Genomic DNA, 19,051 nt, shown 5'->3' on the forward strand with positions numbered 1-19,051 from the left:
AGTGATGATCATTTCAATACTTCCTGAAGTTTAGCCTGTAATTCAGGGCCTCTTAATCCGATAGCGATGATCTTTCCCTGCGGATCGAGCAGCATGTTGGACGGGATAGAATTCAGTCCGTACAATGGCACCACTGAAGATTCCCAGAACTTCAGATCACTCACATGGCTCCAGGTAAGGCCATCTGCCGTTATAGCTTTTGCCCATGCTTCTTTTGTTCTGTCGAGAGAAACACCCAGGATAGTAAAGTTCTTATCCTTGTAGGTATTGTAAGCCTGTACCACATTTGGATTTTCCATACGGCATGGTTTGCACCAGCTGGCCCAGAAGTCTACCAGTACATATTTACCCTTAAAGGAGCTAAGACTGGTAGCTTTTCCTGCGAGGTCAGGCAACGTGAAATCAGGTGCTGTCTGGCCGATCTTTACAGCAGTCATATTTGCGTCTTCGGCAGCCATGGCGTCTTCACTTGGAGCTGAGCTCTTTTGTGATATTTCGTTCAGTTTATTCGTGAAGCTGGTGATTAGTGTATTTTCAGGGAAACGGTTCTTTATGTCAGTGATCACTTTCTGATCCTGCAGCAAAGTGGGAGTGCTTACCATGCTAAGCGCGAATGCTGCAACTGCAGGCGACTTTGTATCCGTTGCTGCTTTCATAATGAACTGTTCCAGATCTTTTTGTTTTGCTTCGAAAGCGGCCACCCGTGGTTTCAGGATGGTATCGGGAGTTTTAATCTGGTAAAGGCTATCCAGCGCCTTCATCTCCTGCGTCAGGGCCTGGTTCTTTGTGCTCGCTTCGTTCAGCAGTTGCTGTATTTCCGAAGAGGCTTCAGAATTCTCGATTTTAACCTTTTCCAGGTTATTGTAATCACCTTCGATACTCATAGTACCGGCATCAAGACCGAGCAGGATGAAGCGGTTATTTTCGGCAAAACGGATGCGATAAAGTGCCTGTTCCGGCAGCATACCTTTCAGGGTGAATTTACCGCTGGCGTCTTTTATAACGGCAGTATCCACTACTTTGGCTTCTTCAAGCGTCAGTTCTTCCAGGTATATTTTGCCTAAAGGTGCGTTGTCTATATGTGCATTGATAACAAAATCGCCTTTCTCTGTTTGTTGCGAGCAGCTGGCCAGGAATAATCCGGCTACTGCCCATAAAGCAAATTTCTTCATATTGATCAGTTATAATTATTTCAGTTTTTCTGCAAGCAGCTGGTTCGTCAACTTAGGATCAGCCTTGCCTTTGGATAGTTTCATTACCTCGCCGACAAAGAGTCCCATCAATCCTTTCTTACCACTACGGAACTCGGCTACCTTGTCAGGGTATTTGGCGAGTACTTCATCAATAATCGGTGCAATGTTATTTGCGTTGTTATCCTGAAGCAGGTTAAGGCGGGTTGCAATATCCAGCGGTTGTTCTGTCGGGTGTTGCAACAGTTCCGGGAAGATGCGGGAAGATGCGATGGAGAAGCTGACCTTTCCATCCTCAACAAGTTGTATCAAACTGGCCAGTGCGGCTGGTGCTAACGGGAAAGTGGTCATGGACCCGCCCTGATCATTAAGGGTGGATTTAACCGGACCGAGTAACCAGTTGGCCACTGCTTTATGTGACGGAATGATGGTGGCCACCTGCTCGTAATAGTCAGCCGTTGCTTTATCATCACAGATAACGCGTGCATCATATTCGGGTAGTCCGTACTGGCTTACGTACCGTTGTACCTGTGCTTCCGGCAGTTCGGGAAGGGATTTCAGGATGCTATCCAGGTATTCGTCTGTTACGTTGAACGGCGCCAGATCAGGATCGGGGAAGTAGCGATAGTCGTTCGCCTCTTCTTTGGAACGCAGGGAGAAAGATGTACCGTTGCCGGCATCAAAACTCCGTGTTTCCTGCATGATGGTTTCGCCATTTTCTACAAGGGTGATCTGACGTTTTATTTCTCCTTCCACTGCGCGTTTTACGTTACGGATGGAGTTCAGGTTCTTTACTTCTACTTTGGTACCCAGTTTTGTCTCTCCTTTCAGGCGGATGGAAATATTGGCGTCGCAGCGCATACTTCCTTCTTCCATGTTGCCATCACATACATCCAGCCAGCGTACCAGTCTGCGGAGAGTGGTCAGGAAAGCATATACCTCATCGCTGCTATGAAGGTCGGGCTCTGTTACGATCTCCACAAGCGGAACGCCTGCACGGTTATAATCCACCATGGTGAAGGACGGGTCCTGGTCGTGCATGGATTTTCCGGCATCTTCTTCCAGGTGGATGCGGTTCAGTTTTATCTCCCTTTGTCCGCCGGGAACGGGAATAGCAACCAGCCCGCCATCGCAGATGGGAGCCGTATGCTGTGAGATCTGGTATCCTTTCGGGAGATCCGGGTAGAAATAGTTCTTACGGGCAAAATAGTTCTCCCGCTCAATCCTGCTCTGGCATGCCAGTCCGAGCCTGATGGCAAATTCCACTGCCTGACGGTTCAGTAAGGGCAGAGTGCCCGGATGACCTAGCGTGATAGGACTGATATGTGTATTGGGAGCGCCTCCGAAAGCTGCACTGTCTCCACAAAATAATTTGCTTTCTGTCAGTAACTGGGCGTGTACTTCCAGACCAATTACTACCTCATATTTGTCAAAATCGATGGCTGCGCTCATGATGATCTTCTGCTATTAGCGCAAATATATATAATGAAGGGTAGAAAGGGGAATCCGGAGAATATTATTGGAATTTAACAAAATTTTAGTATTCTTGTGTTGCAGAACCATTCAACCTATATTCTGTTCCTATACCTTCCGCCGGATCAGGCGAATAAACCCACTCTTTTACCATTTTCAGTACCTTCAGGGTAGTATGAATACCCAGGATATCTATAATGTACAGCAGACCTTTTTTGCGTCGGGCAAGACGCTCTCTTATAAATTCCGACGGCTGCAGCTTAAACTGCTTAAAAGTGCCATTAAAAAGCGGGAAAGGGATATTCTGGACGCTTTACATGCCGACCTGCATAAACATCCGGTTGAGGCTTACAGTAGCGAAATAGGGTTTCTTTACGTCGAAATAAAGCACATACTCAACAACCTCAAACGCTGGATGAGACCAGAGGATGTCAGCAGCCCTTTTGTAATGTATCCCAGTAAGAGCAGGGTGCATCGTGTGCCGCTGGGCTTAACACTTATCATAGGACCCTGGAACTACCCTTTTCAACTCATTATGGCTCCGCTGGCCGGGGCAATTGCCGGTGGCAACTGTGCTATTGTAAAACCTTCTGAACTAACGCCTAAAACATCCGCAGTAATAGCTTCCCTGATCCGGGAAACCTTTGACCCCGCTTATATTACTACCCTGGAAGGAGATGGCAGCGCAGTTATCCCGCAAGTAATGCAGCATCGTTTTGATCATGTGTTCTTTACCGGAAGCGCTGCTATAGGCCGGAAAGTCATGGAGCTGGCCACGCCGCAGCTAATGCCGGTTACGCTGGAACTGGGGGGGAAATCGCCCTGTATTGTAGACGATAAAGTGAATATCTCTGTAGCAGCGAAACGTATTGTATGGGGGAAGTTCTGGAATGCCGGGCAAACCTGTATCGCGCCCGATTATGTATTGGTGCATAGCAGTGTGAAAGAGGAACTGGTGGCAGCGATGAAAAAGGCGATCCTTAAGTTTTTCGGAGAGAATCCTGCAGCTAGTCCGGACTATGCCCGAATCATCAATAGAAAGCGATGGGTAACCCTGAATAGCTATTTACAGCAGGGGAAAGTGATACATGGCGGAACCGGTGATGAGGATCAGCTGTTTATGGCGCCTACCCTTTTGGAAAATGTATCCTGGGACAGTCCTGTTATGCAGGAGGAAATATTTGGTCCTATTCTTCCCGTGCTGACTTTTACCACCATAGAGGAAGCCGTGAGGCTGGTCCGGGCGCAACCCAATGCTTTGTCGCTTTATCTTTTTACCAAAAGAGATAGTACAGAAAAGGTATTTACGGAGCAGGTAAGCTTTGGCGGTGGATGTATCAACAATACCCTGGGACACTTTACGAACCCGGAAATGCCTTTTGGTGGTGTCGGGCATAGCGGGATGGGACAATACCATGGTAAATATAGCTTTATGACATTTACGCATGCCAAGAGCATCATGAAAACAGGAACCTGGATAGATGTAGCGATGAAGTACCCGCCGTTCAGGAATAAGCTGAAATGGGTCCGTATGTTAATGAAATAATAGTCTGATACTATTTTAGCATGCTGTTTTGGACATGAAATAGCCGCTTAAGAGCATTAATTGATTGTATATCAATTTGTTGATTGATTTGGTGTCTCTTTTTGGGCGGTAGTCCAAGCATAGAACTAGCAGAGAAGACGCAGAGACCAAGCAGAGACCAAGCAGAGACGGAGCATAGAAGAGGCGATAATATAGTATCAGGATTAGGATATAGTACGCTTTATACATGACGTATACATGCTTCATATACGACGCATCCCCGACGCATCGTCGGACTTGAAATACTTTCGGATCATCTGGATCCATAAAAAAAGGATGCTTCCCGACCGGGAACGCATCCTTTTTATTGAACGGCCAATCTGTTACAGATCGACTTTATGTAGTTTCTTCGGCACCTTGATCTCTAATGTCTTTTCCTGCCCCGCTCTTTTTACCTGGGCAGTGATGCTGCCTTTATCTTTGTTTGCGCGATAGGCATTGGTCACGTCACGGGTAGAATTTACATCGTCGCCCGCTATTTTGGTGATGATATCCTTTTCCTTGAATCCAGCCTTTTCGGCAGCAGAACCTGGAGTTACATCCAATACTACGGCGCCATTGCCATCTTCAGTATCCTGAACGGACAATCCAAGTTTCACGTCATTCTCTTCATTGAAACCGCGGGAGCGATTAGGACCTGGTCCGCGGAAATCATCTCCAAAGTTGAATTCTCCACGGGGAATGCGGCGGAAGCCCTGATTGCCGCCCCGAGGAAAGAGTTCCAGTGTGCCCATATCTTTTCTTTCATCCAGGGTCACAGTAGCTGTGCTCTCTTTCTTATCACGCAGGTACGTGATGGTCACTTTATCGCCTGGATCGTGTTTACCGATCTTTTCAAACAGGTCTTTCGGTTCGTCGATCTTGTCGGCATCCACACGGGTAATAACGTCGCCTACCTTGAGACCGGCTTTTTCGGCAGGAGTACCTTTAGCTACTTCCCGTATGGTAGCGCCTGCAGCTTCTTTCTTTTCTGTAAATACACCCAGAACGGCTTTTCCCGGTTTAATATCCGGCATGGCGCCTGCAGTATCATCACTGTCTTCATCATCATTGAAGAACTGCACACCTCCGCGAGGGGCGAAATTGAAGTTGTTGCCATCTACAGGCCTGATACGGCGTCTGTAAACAGAGATATCGCCGTCTTTATAAGCATCCATTTTTTCCCCGTCTACCAGTACGTTGCCGTCCTTGATCTCGATGGTCACTTTGCCGTCCTTATTGCTGTTTCGTTTGATGACGATCTCATCGTACTCTCCCATTTTATCGCCTTTTTTATCCTGGGCGATAGTGGCAGAGCTGAAAGCAAAGCAGGTAATGCTTGCCAGTGTGAGGGTCTGCAATAGCTTGCTCATAATATCCTCTTTTATAGTAGTGAAATGTAGTTAACAAGGCAAATTTAGGAGCGGTTATAATAAAGGAAAAGTTAAAATAGGCAAAGCCGGGAAGTATTGAGATCAAGCAAACAAAAAAGGGTATCTGTTACGATACCCTCTTTTAAATATATCAGGCACTTGGCCAGGGAAGTTTGTTACAATATCGCCTTCACCTGAGAGATCACCTGGTCCAGCTGACCAGCTTCCTGACCGCCTGCAGTTGCGAATGACTTCTGTCCGCCGCCGCCGCCTTTGATGATCGGAGCGATCTTTTCCTTGATGATCTTCGGAGCTTCCAGGCCTTTCTCTGTTACCAGGTTCTCAGAGATCATGAGGGCCACGTTAGCTTTACCACCAACATTTGCAGCGAAGATGAATACGTGATTTTCTATCTCATTCTTCAGGTTGAAGCACAGTTGTTTCAGGGCATCAGCATTGCCTACCTCCACGATCTTACCGAGGAAATTGATACCGTTGATCTGTTCCACCTGTTTCTGTAATCCGGCAGAGAGCTGGCGTACTTTCTCCTGTTCCAGTACCTCAAGTTGTTTTTCGAGGGATGTTTTATCCTGCAGCAAAGTTTCTACAGCGGTAATTGGATCCTTTGGATTCTTCAAAGCTGTTTTGATCTCTTTCAGCTGGCGCAGTTGTGCATCTACGAAAGCCAATGCATTACCGCCGGTTACTGCTTCAATACGACGTACACCAGCAGCTACGGCACTTTCAGCTGTGAACTTGAAGAGTCCCAGTTCTCCTGTAGCACCGATGTGGGTACCACCGCAAAGCTCTACTGAATAAGCCGGGTCCATGATCACCACACGTACAACATCACCATATTTCTCACCGAAGAGGGCCATTGCTCCAAGTTTCATCGCTTCATCTTTCGGCAGTTCCTTGATCACTACCGGGATGTTGGCGCGGATCTTTTCATTTACTATATTTTCGATCTTTTCCAGTTCTTCGTCAGCTACTTTAGCGAAGTGGGAAAAGTCAAAGCGCAGGTATTCAGGATTCACCAGGGAACCCTTCTGAGCAACGTGCGTACCCAATACCTGACGGAGCGCTGCGTGCAGCAAGTGCGTAGCAGAGTGGTTCTGGGTGGTTTCCAGACGGTTCTGCCTGTTGATCACCGCTTTCGCAGTGGTTGATATATTAGCAGGTAACTTATCTACAAAATGAACGATCAGGTTATTTTCCTTCTTAGTATCTGTTACGTTGATAGATTCACCGTTGAAGGTCAGGGTACCGGTATCTCCTACCTGTCCGCCGCTTTCTGCATAGAATGGGGTCTGTGACAGGACCAGCTGGTACTGCTCTTTCCCTTTTGCCTTGATCTTACGGTATTTGGTAACGGAGGTCTCAGTTTCAGATAACTCATATCCAACGAAAACAGAAACAGGATTTTCGTCCAGCACGGTCCAGTCGCCCATATCCAGTTCGGTAGCAGCACGGGAACGGTCTTTCTGTTCCTTCATGGCTACCTCAAAACCTTTCTCATCCACAGCGAAGCCATTTTCGGACGCTATGAGGCTGGTCAGGTCGTACGGGAAGCCGTAGGTATCATATAATTCAAAGGCGGTCCTGCCATCAACAGCTTTCTGTTTGGCAGCGCCCATAAAATCTTCTATTCTGCGGATACCGCTATCCAGGGTACGGAGGAAGTTGTTTTCTTCTTCGAATACCACTTTGGTGACAAAGTCTACCTGCTGCTGCAGTTCGGGGAACACGTTAGCAAATTGCTGCGCCAGCACAGGTACCAGGTCATGCAACAAAGGTTTCTTTTGATTCAGGAAGGAGAAATAATACCTCACGGCACGACGGAGGATACGACGGATCACGTATCCGGCACCGGTATTGGAAGGCAGCTGACCATCGGCGATAGCGAAACAGATAGCGCGGATGTGGTCAGCGATCACACGGAAGGCCACGTCCTGTTTGCTGTCTGTACGGCCATATTTCAATCCGGTCAGCTTTTCGGTATGTTCGATTGTACCAGAGAATACGTCTGTGTCGTAGTTGGAATTTTTACCCTGCAATACCCTTACGAGGCGCTCGAAGCCCATACCGGTATCCACGTGTTTAGCGGGAAGCGGCTCCAGGGATTTATCTTTCAGGCGGTTGAACTGCATGAATACGTTGTTCCAGATCTCGATCACCTGCGGATCGTCGGCGTTCACGCGGGTCTTACCGTCTACCAGGGCTCTTTCATTGTCCGGGCGGCAGTCCACATGGATCTCTGAGCAGGGGCCGCAAGGACCGGTTTCCCCCATTTCCCAGAAATTATCTTTTTTATTGCCCATCAGGATACGGTCTTCCGGAACGTGTTGTTTCCAGAAGTCATAAGCTTCCTGGTCTTTTTCCAGGTTTTCGCTTGCATCTCCTTCAAAGACAGTTACATAGAGACGGTCTTTAGGGATTTTATAGATTTCTGTAAGCAGTTGCCAGCTCCAGTCGATAGCGTCTTTCTTGAAATAGTCGCCAAAGCTCCAGTTACCGAGCATTTCGAACATGGTATGGTGGTAGGTATCGATGCCCACTTCTTCCAGGTCGTTGTGTTTACCGCTAACACGGAGGCATTTCTGGGTATCCGCCACTCTCTTCCAGGCCGGCGCCCTATTGCCCAGAAAGTAGTCTTTAAACTGGTTCATACCCGCGTTGGTGAACAGCAGGGTAGGGTCGTTCTTTACTACAATAGGAGCAGAAGGCACGATGTGGTGCCCTTTGGACGCAAAAAAGTCCAGGAATTGCTGACGAATCTCAGGAGCGGTCATAAGTCTTTGAAATAATTGGTATGTATTATAATTTTGTGTCACCTAAATGGCTTTAATTTGTATTTTAAGCCAACTAGCGGTATTTAGAAAATTGACACTCAAAAGATTGCCCTTTTACTCTATTTCCCTTAGGTTTGCACACCCTGCCGTATTCGCGGGAGGAGTGCAAAAATATTGAAAAAGTCTATATCCTCTCATCCATATCTGTTATAACCCTATTAAAAGTAACAAAGGACTTCCATCGGGAATGTAGGTTCTGCTTAAATGCTTAAGGCCGGTACATGAAGAAGGTTAAATACTTTTACAATACACAAACACTGAAATATGAAAAGCTCGTAGTATCGCTGCGGGTGAAGCTATTAAGAATATTGGGATTTGTCTCTGCTGCGATCGTAACAGGGTTCATATTCCTGTCGGTATCTTACCGGGTACTGGATTCCCCCAAGGAAAAGAGACTACGCCGGGAGATAGAGGTGATGAATGAGCGGTATGAGGCTATGGAAGACCGTATGAACGAGGTGAGGACCCAGTTGTCTGAACTGGAACACCGTGATAACGAGATCTACCGTGTTATCTTCGAAGCATCTCCTATTCCTGACAGTACCCGCGCGGGAAGCAGAGAGAAAGAAGAAGAACTGAGCCAGCTGCAATCATTCTCCAGCAGCGAGATCATTGCCAGCACTGGCGCTTTGCTGCAGGAACTGCTTCATCGTATATCCATACAAGCAAAATCTTACGAAAAGATAGATGATCTGGTAAAAAATAAACAGAAGATGCTGGCTTCGATCCCCGCCATTCAACCCGTGGCGAACAAGGACCTGAAACGAATAGCCTCCGGCTTTGGTTACCGCATCGATCCCATCTATAAAACTGTAAAATATCACTCCGGGCTGGACTTCGCAGCTCCTTCAGGTACGCCTATTTATGCAACCGGCGACGGTGTTGTTGAAGATGCCAGCGCCAGCGATGTAGGATATGGTAATCACGTACTGGTTAATCACGGCTATGGCTACAAGACACTTTACGGACACATGTTGCGCATGAAGGTAAAATCAGGTATGACCGTAAAACGTGGAGATGTACTTGGCTGGGTAGGTAGTACGGGTAAATCGACAGGCCCTCACTGTCACTATGAAGTAGTGAAAAACGGTGAGAAAGTTGATCCTGTATACTTCTTCTTTAACGACCTCTCTCCGGAAGAGTTTGACCGCATGTTGAAAATTGCCCGCTCCGGTAATCAGTCTTTCGACTAAGTTGTTAAAGCTGAACCTGCAATAACAGTGGAGAATTTTGTAATTTGGTGCCATGATGCAACAACTGGACCTCTTTTCTTCACCGGATCCGAAACCGAAACCACCAGTACCTGAACAGGTACCTGAGCCGGTTACTGTTCAGAAACCGCCACCGCCAAGGCCTTTGCCGGAGGTGGAGATCCCAGTGAAGATACAGGTGCAGATGCCGCCTGATAATCTCCCTCCCATTCCTTTTACAGGCACTGGTACATCTGTTACAGCCACACAGCCGCCACAAAAAAAACGTGGCAGGAAATCATTAAAGGAAGTAGCAGACGATCCGGACCTGATGAAGTCACTGGATGCGATCCCTTTAGATAAGCAATACTACTCTATCAGTGAAGTGGCAACGATGTTCCGCGTAAATACGTCATTGATCCGCTACTGGGAAAATGAGTTTGATATTCTGCAACCTAAAAAGAACCGTAAAGGCGACAGGTTATTCCGCCAGGAGGATATTCAGCATCTGAAACTTATCTATCATTTATTAAGAGAAAGAAAATACACCATTGAAGGCGCGAAGCAGAAATTAAAGGAAGACCGGAAGCTGGCAGCCCGCAGTTTCGAAATGGTACAAGCTTTGCTAAAGGTAAAGGGTTTTCTAACTGAACTGAAGGAACAATTATAAAAATAAATTATGCGATTGAAATCATTACTACTGGTTGGCGGTCTGTTACTGTCAACCCTGACATGGGCACAAACCACAGCAAGCAGAGCTTCCAACGGCAAAAAAGTGCTGAAGGGAAAAATAGAAATGAAGACTTTAATGAATGACAGTGCTTTTGCATGGTTCTATACAGGTGTGAACGGATATCAGCCTAATGACAATATGCAGAATTACATTAAGGATAATCGTGGTAAATTCAATATAGTTGCAGTAGTAGGTACGTGGGAAGACCAGAGCCGCAAGCTGCTGCCTGCATTATACAAGATCATGATCCTGGGTGGAAGCCCTGATGAGCAGGTGCTGACCTATGGTGCTGATGAAAAGCTGAATGCAAATGCTCCGCAGGATTACAAAGTAAAGAAACTGCCTACGTTCATTTTATTCCGTGACGGAAAAGAAATTGGCCGCGTAAGTGGAGATGTAACTGAATCTCTTGAAGGTGATATGGCAAAGATCCTGCTGAAGGCAAATCTGAAAGATAAAGACTGATTATAATTAACTATAAAGAAAAATCCCGGGCAGATCATCTGCCCGGGATTTTTTTATTTCTCGTGTATTTCCACTTTCGTGCTGGATAACTTTGCATCTCTCTTTTCCAGGATGGCTACTACTGCCAGGTTGATCTCGTTACGGAGTGCGTTGTATTGTACGCCTTCAATAACAGGAGTCAGATAAATGATCTGGATAACATAGGTGTCTTTCGTGAATTCATTCAGGTTCACAATAAATCCTTCCTGTATTTTTTCGTGAGTAGTCAGTAATTGTTTGATATCCTGTAATACCTGCATCATATTCTCCGCCGGCGTATCGCCCGCTACTTCCACTTTTAAAGCTACCCGTTGGTGTGTACGCAGTGAAAGGTTATCAAGTACACTGTCCACCATCTTTTTATTAGGAACAGTTACGTATGTTTTCTCCAATGTGCGGATGCGGGTGCTGCGCAGACCTATCTTCTCAACATTGCCCTGAAAGGAATCAACTTTCACTGAATCGCCTACACGGAATGGTTTATCAAAGAAAATGATAAAGGAACAGATCAGGTTCTCTATACTTTCTTTGGCAGCGAGTGCAAGGGCTGCAGCACCGATACCGAGACCCGCTATGATCTTGTTCACCAATACAGCGCCAAAGAGAATGCGAATGAAAGCAATGGCGCCAAAGATGAAGACGATCGCTTTAAAGAAGTCACGGAAGAATACAATAAACTGGTTGTCTGTGATGTCGTGAGACAGGTCTGCACTCTTACTGATCATCAGTGATACGAAATCAATCACGCGCAATACGATCCAGATGATAGAAACTGTAAGGGCCAGCTCCATGATAGTATGGAGCACCGCTTTCAGTGTAAACCCATTGTATACGAGTATGTCCAGTTCCGGAGGAAAGTTCAGGTGATCTACCGTGAGCATGAAGGTGACCAGCAGCAGGAAGTACTCCAGCGGCACCAATAGCAGATGTGAAAACTCATGCTGGTCAATATCAGGCGCCCAGCGCCTTACCTCCTTATATAACTGGGTGGCCAGAAATCTTGAGAGATAGCGTTTGATCATTGATACAAACAGCAATATAATTGCCAGTATAAAATAGTTTTGGATAGGGTTGCCAAGTATAACCTGGTCTAGTAAATTATTCATAGTATACGTTTGCATTCTTCTTGTCGCGAAATTAGAGAATCCTGCGACTATCTTTTTCATCTATTAAAATTACGCCTGGTTGTTTCCCGTTCTCAAAGCTGCCATATCTGCCTTGTATGCCCAGTGCTATAGCACCATTCAGTGTGGCCCATTGCAAAATTTCTTCCAGCGCAATGTTTGAGTAGTACTTACGGATGGTCTGGATTTCCTGCCAGATAGATAGCTGATGATTGGAAGCAAGGCTATCGGTGCCCAGTGTAATAGTACAACCCTGGCTACGAAGCAGGGCGATGTCGGGCAAACGATCTTCTATATATAAGTTAGCCTGCGGACATAGGCACCAGTATGCCTGGGGGGCCTGCTCCTTTGTAAAGGCGATATCTGTTTCGGTAGTATAGGTATTGTGTACCAGTAATACCGGCAGTTGCCTGAACCAGGGTAGCCATGCCGGAAGGCTGTTTGTACCTGTTTCCCTGAAGGCCGTAGCGTCCATATTAAAGTGCCGGTAAAAGTCGAGAAAGGCACCCGTTTTGTCCTGGTACAGATTATTTTCTGCCTCGCATTCCTGGTTATGGATGCTAACGGGGGTATTATCAGGAGTTGCCGACAATAGAGAGAAAAGAGCCTCACTCACGGAATAAGGTGCGTGAGGTACAATGGAACAGGAATGGAGGGGACCATTCAATTCCCTGAACTGTCTGAGCACATCGAGGCTATAATCGTAACGTTGTTGTGCAAAGCCGGGGGCAAAGCCCATACATTCTATAAAAGAATGATAATACAGGGAGGAGTCCTTTTTGAATGCCAGTGAGGCAGTACCGTTGCAGATGTCGCCGACTGCGCTGACACCACTCTCCCACATAGCCGTCGCCGCCTGTTGCATAGCAGTTACCTGGGAAGCAGCATCCTGCTGTGCTCTTTTTTCCATGACGCTGGTCAGGAATGCCGGCAGGCCCGTCTTTTCGGGTACCACCCCTCCCATATGGGACAGTTCCAGGTGGCAATGGGTGTTGACAAAGCCTGGGCTCAGCAGGCCGTTAAATTGTTGAACATCACTGCCAGCTGCGCTTTCATGCACAATGTCCTGCACAATGCCCTTGTCAGACAATATCAATACCATACTGCCGGGTAATAGCTGCCGCCCGTTAAATAATGCCGTTCCCTTAAATTTCAGCTGTTGAGACATGTAGTAATTATATTAATTTTGCGCCCAGTCAGAGGAGGTGGATCGTCATTGACCTATCCATATCCTCCCAACAAAGATAATTATGATAGATAAACTTGATGCGATAAAGGGCCGTTTTGAGCAGGTATCGCTGGCATTAACTAACCCCGAGGTAGTTAGCGACAATAAACAGTTCAGCAAGCTGAGTAAGGAATACCGCCAGCTTGAGAAGATCGTAAAGGCATATGATGCCTATATGAAGCTACTTGACAGCATCGCTTTTAATAAAGAAGTACTGGAAAGTGGTGATGAGGAAATGAGAGACCTGGCCAAAGAGGAAACTGAGTCACTCCAGAACCAGAAGGTAGAACAGGAAGAAGCGATCCGTAACCTGCTGATCCCGAAAGATCCCCAGGATGAAAAGAATGCCATGCTCGAGATCCGCGGTGGTACCGGTGGTGATGAAGCCAGTCTTTTTGCCGGGGACCTGCTGCGTATGTACCTGCGTTACTGCGAGCTGAAAGGCTGGGGCGCCAATGTTATTAGTGAAACTCCCGGTGCGGTGGGTGGTTATAAAGAGGTTGTTGTGGAAGTGACCGGAGATGATGTATATGGCACGCTGAAGTTCGAGTCCGGGGTGCATCGTGTACAACGTGTACCAGCTACTGAAACATCAGGTCGTGTACATACTTCTGCCGCAACGGTGGCAATCCTGCCGGAAGCAGAAGAAGTGGACGTGGATGTAAGGGAAGCGGATATTAAGATGGATACATTCCGTTCATCCGGTGCGGGTGGTCAGCACGTAAACAAAACGGAATCCGCGGTACGTCTTACGCACATCCCTACCGGTGTGGTAGTAGAGTGCCAGGAAGGACGTAGCCAGCACTCCAATAGAGATATTGCCATGAAGATGCTGCGTAGCCGCATTTTTGAAGCGGCGGTACGCAAACATGAAGAGGCAATTGCTTCACAACGTAAGAGCCTTGTTTCCACAGGCGACCGTTCTGCCAAGATCAGAACATATAATTATCCCCAGGGGCGTGTAACCGATCACCGTATCGGTATGACCGTTTACAATCTTGATGCTTTCATGAATGGAGACATTCAGGAAATGGTGCAGGCGCTTCAGTTTGCAGAGAATGCTGAGAAGATGAAGCTGGGAAGTTAGTATTGCAATTATACATTACATTTGCGCGGATAATAATATTTAGTCCGCTGGTATGCTGCCACTTTGAAAATCTGGCAGCATATTTGTCTATAGAATAACGCTTAACAACAATTAGCATATTAAAAGAACGTTTAAACTAATTAAGATGAAAAGAATAAATCCTATTGTAGCTATTGTACTGTCCGCATCGATGTTGTTTGGTTGTAAGACCTGGCAGAGTATGGATAACACCAAGAAAGGTGCTGTAATTGGCGTTGGTGGTGGTGCTGCAACCGGTGCTGTTATCGGTAAAGCAGCAGGTAATACTGCCTTAGGTGCGATCATTGGTGCTGCTGTTGGTGGTGGCGCGGGTGTATTGATCGGTAAAAAGATGGACAAGCAGGCGCAGGAGATCAAGAACCAGGTACCAAATGCAACTGTTGAACGTGTGGGTGAAGGTATCAATGTGACTTTTGCTTCCGGTGTACTGTTCGGCTTCGATAAATCAGACCTGACCGCACAGGCACAGACAAACATTAAAGAGCTGGCAACCATCCTGAATAAATATCCAGACACTTATGTACGTGTAGAAGGTCATACAGATACTACCGGTACTTATGACTATAATATGAAACTTTCTGAAAGACGCGCTGTTGCGGTGGGTAATTTCCTGAAAGCACAGGGTGTTGCTGCAAGCCGTGTACAGAGTTATTGGTACGGCGCCACTCAGCCTGTAGTGCCTAATACTTCAGATGCTAATAAAGCTAAAAACCGTCGTGTGGAATTCTCCATCTTCGCGAATGATAAGATGAAAACTGACGCTAAGAAAGAATCTGGTCAGCAGTAATATTCAGACTGATATCATTATATCGTATTGTGCCTCCGCTCTGCGGGGGCATTTTTTTTATCCAGCCACCATTTTCTGACAAGGTTAAAAGCGAGGATGCCAGCAACAGCGCCGACTGTATCTGCTGCAACGTCACTCATATCAAAGCTGCGGTGAACAGCAATGTACTTCTGGATATATTCAATAGCGAGACCATAAAAAGATGCGGAGATAGCAATGATGGTCAATGTGAATTTAGAGATGATCCTCTTTTGCAGATATACTCCCAGGCAAAGGAAGAATACTGTACCTCCGAATAAGCCGAAGTGTACGATCTTATCAATATGGATCTTTTCGAACAATGGGTTAGATGGGATTTTTTCTCCGGGTATCGTACATACATAAAGTACCAGTAGTATCCAGATTGTGGCTGGCAGGTAGTATTTGATAATTTTCATTGCTGGCACCGTATTAGTTTAGGCCGTAAAGTTATAAGGTTATAAAGTTGTAGCCAACCTTATAACCTTAAACTTTTACAGGGTTATACCCTTTTTAACCTTTTATTATAAATATCGTGGAGAAGTATGCAGATTATTCGCCAACAAGCTTTCCGTAAGCAGCTGCGTCAAGCAAACCTTCTACATCCTTAGGATTCTTAACGGTCATTTTAACCATCCAGCCATCACCATAAGGATCAGTATTCACCAGTTCAGGATCACTCTCCAGTTCCTCATTGAATTCGTTGAGGGTGCCGGCAACAGGCAGGAACAGATCAGATACAGTTTTTACAGCTTCTACGGTGCCGAATACATCTTCAGCCTCCAGTGTTTTACCAATGGTAGGAATGTCTACAAAAACGATGTCCCCTAATTCGCGTTGTGCAAATTCAGTAATACCAATGGTTGCTGTATTACCATCCAGGAGAACCCATTCATGGTCTTTGGTGTAACGCAGATTTGATGGAAAATTCATGGCAAGTTTGATTTTAAGCGGTAAAAGTAATGAAATTCCAAATGAGAATAAAAGTGTTAGAAGAAAAGGAATTTATGTATCAATCTTATTTTCATGGGCACATCTGTTAAGGGACGATCATTCGCATCTGTTTTTTGTGTTGCGATTTTATCAATCACATCAAGACCTTTTATCACTTGTCCGAATATAGTATAGCTCTGATCTAACTGAGGAGTACCGCCATATTTTTTGTAGTATTCTCTCTGATCTACCGGGATCTTACGACCACCTAACCGCGTTTGTTCCAGTTTGTCCAATTGTTCGTCTGTCCACTTTTTTCCTTGTACGATGTAGAACTGACAGCCGGAACTTGCTTTTGCGGGATTATCATCACGTGCCGCAGCCAGTGCTCCTTTCATATGATAAAGGTCCAGCTGGAATTCGGCGGGAATGGTATAATTCACATCTCCATTGCCGAGAGCAGCGCCGGGTAGTGCATGTTTTGAATCGGGATCGCCGCCTTGTATCATGAAGGTATTGATAACACGGTGGAAGAGTGTACTGTCGTAGAAATGGGCTTTCACCAGTTTAATGAAGTTATTTCTGTGTTGCGGTGTCTGATCATACAGTCTGATGATCATGGTGCCATAGGGCGTAATAACTTTTACTTTCCGGTTCTTGGCCATGGTAGTGGCAAATGATGATAATAATAGTAACAGGAGTAGCAGTCTTTTCATGCAGGTGGTTTATGGTAATTGTTTTTTCATGAGCCAGTCGGTATCAGCCTGATTCCCGATCTGGAAAATATGTTCTCCAAACTTTTCGAATCCTTGTTGCTGATAAAAACGGATAGCCTTGTGATTATGTTCCCAAACCCCAAGCCAAATAGTTGTGGCCTTGTTATCTCTGGCAACCTGGAAGCTATGTTCGATAAGCAGTTTGCCCAGGCGCATGCCCTGGAACTGTTGCAGCACATATATTTTCTCTACTTCTACAACAGGCGTCGGCAGCGGGCCGTTATTATCCGGTTGTTTATGCAGGTTCAGTTTAAGGAAGCCGGCAGGTTGCTGCTCGTGCCAGACCATGAAGAAAAGGGCGCCTGGGGCGTTCATTTCAGTGGCAAGGGCTTCTTTGCTTTTCTTATCAAGCAGGAAGGTCGTCAGATCTTCCGGGGTGTAAATACCATCAAAGGTTTCTGTAAAGGTCTGTTGTTCCAGTTGTACCAGAATATCCAGCTGACCGGCCGTTATGGGGGCGATATGGTATGGTTGCATGATCATCCGGGTTAAGTGAGGAGCGCTGTCAGCGCCCCTCAAGATCGTCAAAGTATGCAATAATATGTTCCTGCAGAAATCTTTCCTGTTCGATCATATTCATTTTAGGAACAGCTTGTGCCTCTTTAAAATGAGGCCAGCCATCTTTGTCATACCCTTCCAGTTCAAAGTAGCCACTCTGGCTTAACAGGGTACAGGTGGCCACATGCATGAGGTCCTGTTTCTGTTCTTTGGTAAATTTCTTTTTCATGTGGCCCAGCTCCTGGATACCTATTAAAAAGAGGATCGCCTCCATGTTCGGTTTCTTTCCGAAACGTTCAGTAAGCATATCCTCCACCCTTTTCCATTGCTGCGCGAATTCGTCCTGCATCTTCTAAATATTTAATTATGAGCTCCGTATGGAGAAGTTACGTTTGCAAATGTACGTTATAAAAAAAGATGATATAAATATGGCCAGGCTTTATTAATTTGGACGCATGAGTTATTGAGACTTATGAATGACCATTTTCTGATATAAGGCATACCTGAAAAACCGCAGTTCCCTGATAATCATGAACGTAATTCGTAATTTGTCATTTATAATGTTATTATTAACAGCATTTTAACGGGCAAATCCTGCGCTGGTGGCTAGGTTTTACCCGCGGAATGTTTACTTTAGCAAACTTGTAAATAATATATAAGCATGGAGAATACATCGGATATCCGTCAATTGAACGAAAAGATCCATCAGGCCAGCGCATTTGTGGACCTGTTGAACCTGGAACTGAGTAAGGTGATCGTTGGTCAGCGTTACATGGTAGAGAGGTTGCTTATCGGCCTGCTGGCAGGTGGTCACGTATTGCTGGAGGGTGTACCTGGTCTGGCAAAAACATTGTCCATTAAATCCCTGTCATCTGCAATTAATGCAAAATTCAGCCGTATCCAGTTTACGCCGGACCTTTTGCCGGCCGACGTGGTAGGTACGATGATATACAACCAGCAAAAGAACGAGTTTGTGGTACGCCGTGGTCCTATCTTCGCCAACTTTATCCTGGCAGATGAGATCAACCGTGCCCCCGCAAAGGTGCAGAGTGCGCTGCTGGAAGCAATGCAGGAAAGACAGATCACCATTGGTGATACTACCTTCAAACTGGACGATCCGTTCCTGGTACTGGCTACCCAGAACCCGATTGAGCAGGAAGGTACCTACATGCTGCCGGAAGCACAGGTAGACCGTTTTATGTTGAAAGTAACGATCGGTTATCCAACTAAAGAAGAAGAGCTGCACATCATTCGTCAGAACCTGAACCCTCAGGCTACTGCAACCATCAACCCGGTAGTACAGCCTTCAGATATTATCACAGCGCGTAAGCTGGTACGTGAAGTGTACATGGATGAAAAGATAGAACGCTATATCCTTGATATCGTTTTTGCAACACGTAATCCGGAGGACTACAAACTGCAGAAACTGAAGCCACTGATCTCTTATGGTGGTTCTCCGAGGGCAAGTATCAGTCTTGCATTGGCAGCTAAAGCATATGCATTCACCAAACGCAGAGGTTATGTGATCCCTGAGGATGTGCGCAGCATCTGTTTTGACGTAATGCGTCACCGTGTGGGTCTTACCTATGAGGCAGAAGCTGAAAATGTAACCAGCGAGAACATTCTCAGCGAGATCCTGAATGCAGTTGAAGTGCCATAATAGTGGCTGTATTGAAGAGTGC

The 19,051-nt window shown here is 46.1% G+C and carries 18 protein-coding genes; 7 read left to right on the forward strand and 11 right to left on the reverse strand.

Annotation, left to right across the window (positions count from 1 at the left end; genetic code table 11):
• Positions 1 to 8: 8 nt before the first annotated feature.
• Positions 9 to 1,172 carry a TlpA disulfide reductase family protein gene (locus tag C7475_RS12545; protein ID WP_199236213.1) on the reverse strand — a complete coding sequence of 388 codons (1,164 nt, stop codon included), beginning with the start codon at positions 1,170 to 1,172 and terminating at the stop codon, positions 9 to 11.
• Positions 1,173 to 1,187: 15 nt separating this feature from the next.
• A complete protein-coding gene (gene gatB, locus C7475_RS12550; protein ID WP_110053685.1) occupies positions 1,188 to 2,642 on the reverse strand; it encodes an Asp-tRNA(Asn)/Glu-tRNA(Gln) amidotransferase subunit GatB in 1,455 nt (484 codons plus the stop codon).
• Positions 2,643 to 2,838: 196 nt separating this feature from the next.
• Here gatB and C7475_RS12555 point away from each other — a divergent pair, with 196 nt between their 5' ends.
• Entirely contained in the window at positions 2,839 to 4,209 is a 1,371-nt protein-coding gene (locus C7475_RS12555; RefSeq protein ID WP_110053686.1) for an aldehyde dehydrogenase, read from the forward strand.
• 362 nt (positions 4,210 to 4,571) lie between these two features.
• On the opposite strand, the gene C7475_RS12560 is transcribed toward C7475_RS12555, so the two are convergent.
• Positions 4,572 to 5,600: a PDZ domain-containing protein gene (locus C7475_RS12560; RefSeq protein ID WP_110053687.1), complete on the reverse strand. Its 1,029-nt coding sequence runs from the start codon at positions 5,598 to 5,600 to the stop codon at positions 4,572 to 4,574.
• 176 nt (positions 5,601 to 5,776) lie between these two features.
• Complete coding sequence (gene alaS, locus C7475_RS12565) at positions 5,777 to 8,392, reverse strand: alanine--tRNA ligase (protein WP_110053688.1); 2,616 nt, start codon at positions 8,390 to 8,392, stop codon at positions 5,777 to 5,779.
• Between the two features lie 281 nt (positions 8,393 to 8,673).
• On the opposite strand from alaS, the gene C7475_RS12570 reads away from it, so the two are divergent.
• From C7475_RS12570 to C7475_RS12580, 3 genes are read left to right on the forward strand one after another with little or no spacing between them, the layout of a single operon-like run.
• Complete coding sequence (locus C7475_RS12570; RefSeq protein WP_110053689.1) at positions 8,674 to 9,645, forward strand: M23 family metallopeptidase; 972 nt, start codon at positions 8,674 to 8,676, stop codon at positions 9,643 to 9,645.
• 52 nt (positions 9,646 to 9,697) lie between these two features.
• Positions 9,698 to 10,312 (forward strand): MerR family transcriptional regulator, encoded by a 615-nt coding sequence (locus C7475_RS33280; RefSeq protein ID WP_233259836.1) that lies wholly within the window; start codon positions 9,698 to 9,700, stop codon positions 10,310 to 10,312.
• A 9-nt stretch (positions 10,313 to 10,321) separates the two neighbouring features.
• Positions 10,322 to 10,840 (forward strand): thioredoxin family protein, encoded by a 519-nt coding sequence (locus C7475_RS12580; RefSeq protein WP_110053690.1) that lies wholly within the window; start codon positions 10,322 to 10,324, stop codon positions 10,838 to 10,840.
• Positions 10,841 to 10,893: 53 nt separating this feature from the next.
• On the opposite strand, the gene C7475_RS12585 is transcribed toward C7475_RS12580, so the two are convergent.
• Both C7475_RS12585 and C7475_RS12590 read right to left on the reverse strand, forming a co-directional pair.
• Positions 10,894 to 11,985 carry a mechanosensitive ion channel family protein gene (locus C7475_RS12585; RefSeq protein ID WP_158286493.1) on the reverse strand — a complete coding sequence of 364 codons (1,092 nt, stop codon included), beginning with the start codon at positions 11,983 to 11,985 and terminating at the stop codon, positions 10,894 to 10,896.
• 31 nt (positions 11,986 to 12,016) lie between these two features.
• Positions 12,017 to 13,171, reverse strand: a complete 1,155-nt coding sequence (locus C7475_RS12590; RefSeq protein WP_110053692.1) for an amidohydrolase family protein — start codon at positions 13,169 to 13,171, stop codon at positions 12,017 to 12,019.
• 82 nt (positions 13,172 to 13,253) lie between these two features.
• Here C7475_RS12590 and prfA point away from each other — a divergent pair, with 82 nt between their 5' ends.
• Together prfA and C7475_RS12600 are read left to right on the forward strand one after the other, a co-directional pair.
• On the forward strand, positions 13,254 to 14,318 hold the full coding sequence (gene prfA / locus C7475_RS12595) for a peptide chain release factor 1 (protein WP_110053693.1): 1,065 nt from the start codon (positions 13,254 to 13,256) through the stop codon (positions 14,316 to 14,318).
• Positions 14,319 to 14,463: 145 nt separating this feature from the next.
• The gene (locus tag C7475_RS12600; protein ID WP_110053694.1) at positions 14,464 to 15,144 is read left to right on the forward strand and encodes an OmpA family protein; all 681 of its coding nucleotides are present in this window, start codon (positions 14,464 to 14,466) and stop codon (positions 15,142 to 15,144) included.
• 17 nt (positions 15,145 to 15,161) lie between these two features.
• Here C7475_RS12600 and C7475_RS12605 read toward each other — a convergent pair whose 3' ends face one another.
• The 5 genes from C7475_RS12605 to C7475_RS12625 all read right to left on the reverse strand — a co-directional run bounded on the left by C7475_RS12605 (position 15,162) and on the right by C7475_RS12625 (position 17,718).
• On the reverse strand, positions 15,162 to 15,581 hold the full coding sequence (locus tag C7475_RS12605) for a VanZ family protein (RefSeq protein WP_110053695.1): 420 nt from the start codon (positions 15,579 to 15,581) through the stop codon (positions 15,162 to 15,164).
• A gap of 133 nt (positions 15,582 to 15,714) precedes the next feature.
• Entirely contained in the window at positions 15,715 to 16,095 is a 381-nt protein-coding gene (gene gcvH, locus C7475_RS12610; RefSeq protein WP_110053696.1) for a glycine cleavage system protein GcvH, read from the reverse strand.
• 56 nt (positions 16,096 to 16,151) lie between these two features.
• The gene (locus tag C7475_RS12615; RefSeq protein WP_110053697.1) at positions 16,152 to 16,811 is read right to left on the reverse strand and encodes a peptidylprolyl isomerase; all 660 of its coding nucleotides are present in this window, start codon (positions 16,809 to 16,811) and stop codon (positions 16,152 to 16,154) included.
• A 9-nt stretch (positions 16,812 to 16,820) separates the two neighbouring features.
• Positions 16,821 to 17,348 (reverse strand): GNAT family N-acetyltransferase, encoded by a 528-nt coding sequence (locus tag C7475_RS12620; protein ID WP_158286494.1) that lies wholly within the window; start codon positions 17,346 to 17,348, stop codon positions 16,821 to 16,823.
• A gap of 28 nt (positions 17,349 to 17,376) precedes the next feature.
• Entirely contained in the window at positions 17,377 to 17,718 is a 342-nt protein-coding gene (locus C7475_RS12625) for a hypothetical protein (protein ID WP_110053699.1), read from the reverse strand.
• A 312-nt stretch (positions 17,719 to 18,030) separates the two neighbouring features.
• Here C7475_RS12625 and C7475_RS12630 point away from each other — a divergent pair, with 312 nt between their 5' ends.
• Positions 18,031 to 19,029 carry a MoxR family ATPase gene (locus C7475_RS12630; RefSeq protein ID WP_110053700.1) on the forward strand — a complete coding sequence of 333 codons (999 nt, stop codon included), beginning with the start codon at positions 18,031 to 18,033 and terminating at the stop codon, positions 19,027 to 19,029.
• Positions 19,030 to 19,051: the final 22 nt, after the last annotated feature.

Source organism: Chitinophaga sp. S165, assembly GCF_003182155.1.
GTDB lineage: Bacteria > Bacteroidota > Bacteroidia > Chitinophagales > Chitinophagaceae > Chitinophaga.